A 4,865-nucleotide genomic window follows, 5' to 3' on the forward strand; every position below is an offset into this window, starting at 1 on the left:
AGTCCAGCTTTATTTCACAACTTATTACCCTCCATATATTTTTATAATGTATAAAATAATATCTAATAAATACTACATCTAGTATAAAAATACACTTATAACTATCGAAAAGAAGTTATTTTAAAATAATTCTTGTAAAAAATTTTAAATCAAATTACTCTTATTGTAAGGAAATAGTGAAATGTGATAATCACAAAATCAAATGCATTTGTTAAACTACTATTAATCCTATAATAAATAGGAGGTAGAAATATGAATAAAGAAAAAGTGAAAACTTTTGAAGATATAATAAAGAAAAATCACCCCAATATATGTGGGGTTGTCGTTTTAAAAGACGACAAATTAGTTTATGAAAACTACGAAAATAACTGCAATAAAGAAAGTAAAATCCACATCTATTCAGTCACAAAGAGCATAATCTCACTTTTAATAGGAATAGCTTTGGATAAGGGCTATATAAAAGATATAAATCAAAAAATTCTCGCTTTCTTTCCAGATTATAAAAAAGATAAATCAAACAAAACTATAGAAAATATCACCTTAAAAGATATGCTCACAATGACAACACCTTTTAAATATAAAGATGCTCCATATATAGATTACTTCACAAGTTCAGACTATCTAAAATTCTCACTAGATATGCTAGGCGGCGATAATGAGATAGGTTCGTTTTTCTATACCCCACTTATAGGGCCCGACATTTTCTCTGGCATAATAAAAAATACAACTAATCAATCCGTATTAGAATTTGCCACTAAAAATTTATTTGAACCACTTGATATCATCCCTCCAAAGAACATAACTTTTAAAAGCGAAAAAGAGCAGATTAAATTTAATCAATCTATAGATAAAAACAACTGGGTAGCTGGCACAAACAACTTAAATACTGCTGGGTGGGGGCTTTGTTTAAGCACAATAGACATGGCTAAAATCGGTCAATTATACTTAAATTGTGGCGTGTATAATTGTAAAAGAATTGTATCTACAAAATGGATAAAAGAAAGCACTTCACCTCATATAAATCTGGGAGATTTGAGCTATGGGTATTTGTGGTGGATATTAGATGATCATAGTTTTGTAGCTATGGGAGACGGCGGAAACAGCATATATGTAGATACAAAGGACAATATTGTAATTGCTATTTCCGCACTCTTTGTCCCAAATTCCTCAGAAAAAATAGAGCTGATTAAACATTATATAAAACCAGCTTTTGAATAATATTTTAATTAAAATTTTGGTGACATAAATCTATTTAAGATTTGATAACTAGCTAAGACCTGCAAAGCAAGTCTTAGCTTTTTTATACTTTTTATAGTTACTGTGTTTTACTTTATCTAATCATTTTACCTAATTCTTATCTAAAACTATCTCTCAAAAACTTCTACATATTTAGTAGATGCAGTTATATAAACACCTGATTTCAATTTATACATATCTGTTCCTGTTCTCTCTATTTTTTCAACAACAGTATATACTCCTCCTTTTTTAACTACACCGACTACACTTTCATCAGTAAAATCAGCTGCACTACGTATATTTACTTCATCAGCTATTACTCTTAGGTATAGAGTCTTTTTTCCTGTAGTACTACTTCCTGTAGATGTTTTAGAAACGTATTTCATCCCAAAATACTCACAAACTGCCTTACAAACTGCTTCTGCACATTTTTCTTGATGTGATGGGTTTAACATAAGTTTTGCTTCTTTTTCGTAATCCATAAATCCATATTCAATCAATATTGCAGGCATATTTGTTTGTCTTAAAATAGCTAATGTAAATCCACTCATATCGACATCTCTCATCAAACCGTAGTTGTATTCATAGTCGATATCTGCTGCTAAATGTTTTACTGCTAGATTTCCTAATTTAATAGATTTTGAAGAAGAGTTTTTTGTACGTAAAACAAGTAATCCTTTTGCTTTTGTTTGCCAAACTGACGCTGTTCCAATTGCATTGTAATGGTTTGAAATTAATATATCTGCACCTGCTTTATTTGCCTTATATGATCTTGTAGAAAGTGATACATCTGTTTTTCCAGTCATATCAGCAGTATACATATAGCCGATATTGCATCTAGTAAGTGCTTTTGCCAAATATTCAGATACTGCTCTATTCCATTCATTTTCTTTAATTACTTCACCTTTTTTTCTAACTAAGACTCCATTAACATACAAATCGGAAGATAATTTTACAGAACGCTTACCACCAGTAGTCATTCCGTGTCCAGCATCAATAGCTACTAAATATTTACTCATAGTCATCAAATCCTTCCTTTTTTAAAGTGGAGCAATAGGCTAATGCACAGTCCTATCACTTTATATTACCACTTTATACATAATTATGATTTTTTCTACAATTTGACACTATTTTAGATATTATTTTTAGATAGATAAATAATTTTTGTAATATATAAAGTTAATATGTTAAAATATATACTATAAGGTAAAATTACCAATTTTACTTTATTTTGTATTTATATAACATATGGGGAGGGAATATTTAATGTTAAATGAATTCAAAAACTTAAATTCAAGTAAAAAAGTAATAGTAGGACTTATAGCTCTTTTAATTTTGCCAATAACTTTATTATTACTATCAGGTGAATTCTTAGTTAAAAGTATTAAAGACAGAAAAATACCAAAAGCTATAATAGCAGGTGTATTATGTGTCTTATTTGTAGCTCCAAGCTTAGACTACATCTCAAAGGTACTCAGCTCTGACTCAACTTCTACTAATAAAGTAGCATCTTTAGAAAGCGAGATAACTTCTTTAGAAAATAAAATTTCTTCTAAAGATGATGAAATCAAATCTTTAAAAGCTAAATTAAATTCATCAAATGAAGAAGTTTCAACACTAGAAAGCAAAGTAAGTTCACTAGAAGATAAGATAGCATCAACAGAAAAAGACTCAGAAGATGCAACTGACAGTACTACTGATTCAAACGATTCTTCTGACAATACTACTACTTCTAGTGATAATTCTAGCAGTAGCTCTACTTCTAATAACTCTAACAGCTCTAGCAATTATAGTTCTAATAATTCAAGTAGCTACACTTCTAAAAACTCAAGTAGTTATAGTGGAAATAGTTCAAGCAGTTATAGCGGTAGTAGCTCAAGTAGTTATGGTAGCAGTGAAATAGTATATTGCAACGGTGGTAGATCTAAATCAAATAAATACCACAAAACACCGACTGCTCACAATATGGAAGGTGCAATAAGAATGACAAGACAACAAGCAGAGGCTGCTGGTTATGTCGCTTGTAAAAGATGTTATTAATATTAATATTAATAACATACAAAATTAATAAAATACAAACTAAAAGCAGAGGTAATACTACCTCTGCTTTTTTATGATAAAATATAAAAATATCAATATTTATTTAAAACATATATTTAAATTAAAATGCCTCAGAACTCACTTTATATTCTAATTCTTGCATATATTTATCTATTGATTCAGCTACTTTTTTACCTAATGCAGTTGCATAACATGCAGTCTTGTCTGCTTTTGCCTTGCTTATATCTCCTGCTGCAAAAACGCCTTTTACAGATGTATTGAAGTCTTCATCTATAACAATCATTCCTCTTTCGTCTACATCTACTGGAGCTATTGTTTGGATTGCACCCGGCATCTGACCTACTGCAAATATAACTTTATCACATTCTACATATAGCTTAGTATCGTCGTCTGTTCCCTTAAATTCCATACCAACTACTTTTCCATCTTTACCTACAATTCTAACTGAATCCATCCAGTCGATTATAGGAACTCCCACTTGTTGAAGGTATTTTAATTCTTTTGCACTAGCTGTCATCTCTTCAATTGAGTTTCTAACCATTATTCTTACTTTTTTATATCCTGTTAATTTAGCAGTCGTTCCGCAGTCCATAGCGACGTCTCCACCACCTATTATAACTGCACTTTCTCCAACTTCTATATTACCGTCGTTTGCCTTTGCTTCTGATAAGAAACTTACAGCATCTGTAACACCATCTAATTCGTGTCCTTCTATATTTAAAACTCTACCAATAGTAAATCCAGTAGAAATTAAAAATGATTTAAATCCTTCTTTTTTCAAATCATCTAATGTTATATCTCTACCAACCATACAACTTGTTCTAAACTCTACATCTAGAGATTTTATATATTTTAAATCTTTTTGAATTATTTCTTTTGGTAATCTGTGTGGTGGTATACCATAGCTAAGCCATCCACCAACTTCTTTTTTAGCTTCAAACACAGTAACTTCATATCCCTTTTGACCTAATACTGCCGCTGCTGCAAGTCCAGCCGGTCCAGAACCTATAATAGCGACCTTTTGACCTACTTTTTTAGGTTGTATATGATCACTTGTTATCACTTCATCACTTGCATCACAATAATCTACTAGATATTTTTGGATAAAAGGTATCATTATAGGATTGTCTCCTAACGCGCTTTTTCTACATCCACCTACACAGTAACTATCATAAGGACATACTCTTGTGCATATTGAATAAAATAAAGGATTGTTATCTCTGATTAGTTTTATCGCTTTTTCGAATTGTTCTGTCGCAACTAATTTTACAAATTCCTTTGGATTGCTATTTATTGGACATCTTTTATTACAATAAGCTTCTTCACATAGTAAACATCTCTTAGCTTCAGCTATAGCCTCTTCTTTTGTAAATTTCTTTGCAGATTCTGTTAAGTATGTTACTTTTTTCATTTTTAACCACCCCTAAATTTAATATATAATAATTGCTATTTTAAGTAAGATTTTATTTTACTTAAAATTTTTAAATGTAAATATCCTGAAAACGAATTCCCAAACAATAAAAATATAAATATGTAAATATTTTCTTTTTATCTATAATACCTTATTT

Annotated in this window: 4 protein-coding genes; 2 read left to right on the forward strand and 2 right to left on the reverse strand. The window is 30.1% G+C overall.

Translation table 11 applies throughout. The features are described 5' to 3' along the window. The first annotated feature begins 252 nt into the window (after positions 1–252). A complete protein-coding gene (locus I4U58_RS12635; RefSeq protein WP_195931699.1) occupies positions 253–1,218 on the forward strand; it encodes a serine hydrolase in 966 nt (321 codons plus the stop codon). A 146-nt stretch (positions 1,219–1,364) separates the two neighbouring features. On the opposite strand, the gene I4U58_RS12640 is transcribed toward I4U58_RS12635, so the two are convergent. Continuing rightward, complete coding sequence (locus I4U58_RS12640; RefSeq protein ID WP_243269633.1) at positions 1,365–2,261, reverse strand: N-acetylmuramoyl-L-alanine amidase; 897 nt, start codon at positions 2,259–2,261, stop codon at positions 1,365–1,367. 241 nt (positions 2,262–2,502) lie between these two features. Here I4U58_RS12640 and I4U58_RS12645 point away from each other — a divergent pair, with 241 nt between their 5' ends. Next, entirely contained in the window at positions 2,503–3,276 is a 774-nt protein-coding gene (locus tag I4U58_RS12645) for a hypothetical protein (RefSeq protein WP_195931701.1), read from the forward strand. A 121-nt stretch (positions 3,277–3,397) separates the two neighbouring features. Here I4U58_RS12645 and I4U58_RS12650 read toward each other — a convergent pair whose 3' ends face one another. Next, the gene (locus I4U58_RS12650) at positions 3,398–4,708 is read right to left on the reverse strand and encodes an FAD-dependent oxidoreductase (RefSeq protein WP_195931702.1); all 1,311 of its coding nucleotides are present in this window, start codon (positions 4,706–4,708) and stop codon (positions 3,398–3,400) included. Between the last annotated feature and the right edge of the window lie 157 nt (positions 4,709–4,865).

Origin of the sequence: Clostridium sp. 1001270J_160509_D11, assembly GCF_015667935.1 — a bacterium.
Taxonomy (GTDB): Bacteria; Bacillota; Clostridia; order Peptostreptococcales; family Peptostreptococcaceae; genus Intestinibacter.

Bases quoted from the DNA above. Each gene is read 5' to 3' on its own strand.
- I4U58_RS12635 (WP_195931699.1), top strand. From the start codon at position 253: ATGAATAAAGAAAAAGTGAAAACTTTTGAAGATATAATAAAGAAAAAT.
- I4U58_RS12640 (WP_243269633.1), bottom strand. From the start codon at position 2,261: ATGACTATGAGTAAATATTTAGTAGCTATTGATGCTGGACACGGAATG.
- I4U58_RS12645 (WP_195931701.1), top strand. From the start codon at position 2,503: ATGTTAAATGAATTCAAAAACTTAAATTCAAGTAAAAAAGTAATAGTA.
- I4U58_RS12650 (WP_195931702.1), bottom strand. From the start codon at position 4,708: ATGAAAAAAGTAACATACTTAACAGAATCTGCAAAGAAATTTACAAAA.